The organism is Mycobacterium colombiense, from assembly GCF_001665835.1.
Lineage (GTDB): Bacteria > Actinomycetota > Actinomycetes > Mycobacteriales > Mycobacteriaceae > Mycobacterium > Mycobacterium colombiense_A.
In genome coordinates, this window is record NZ_LZSX01000012.1 from 1 (window position 1) to 594 (window position 594).

Below are 594 nucleotides of genomic sequence, written 5' to 3' on the forward strand. Positions count from 1 at the left end.
GATCTCGACGATCTCGTTCGGAACCAAGGGCGGCGAGATCGAGATGGACGGGCACAAAATCGCCGTCCCGGTCTCGACCGACCAGATGAAGACGGTCGCCAAGCTGTCCGGCGGGCAGTCCTACACCGCCACCACCCTGGGCGAGCTGGAGAAGAGCTACAACGCCATCGAGAACGAGATCGGCTACCGCACGGTGCCCGGGCCGGGCAGCTCCGGGTGGCTGCGCCTCGGCGTGCTGACCGCGCTGATCGCGACGGCGCTGGCGCTGCTGATCAACCGGCGCCTGCCCAGCTGAGGACTCAGGCGGGCAGCCTGCGGTTCAGCAGCAGACCGGCCAGGATGGCGCCGGCCATGACGAAGGCGCCGAGCAGCATCCAGGCCAGGCTCGCGTCGCCTTTCACGGTTTCGTAGCCGATCTGGCGCTGCAGCGTCGAGTACACGTTCTTGAGCGAGTCCAGGCTGTCGGCGTGGAAAGACTGGCCGTCGGTGATCTCGCAGATCTTCTGCAGGGTCTGGTCGTCCACCGGAACCGGGATGGTGGCGCCCTCGTAGTCGACGGTGCCGTACGGGGTGCCGAACGAGATCGTCGAGATC

2 pseudogenes are annotated in these 594 nt (G+C 66.8%); one reads left to right on the top strand and one right to left on the bottom strand.

Annotated elements, in window-relative coordinates:
• A pseudogene (locus A5760_RS02570) lies at positions 1-295 on the top strand (hypothetical protein); the annotation flags it as partial.
• A 4-nt stretch (positions 296-299) separates the two neighbouring features.
• On the opposite strand, the pseudogene A5760_RS02575 reads toward A5760_RS02570, so the two are convergent.
• Positions 300-594, bottom strand: a pseudogene (locus A5760_RS02575) (hypothetical protein); the annotation flags it as partial.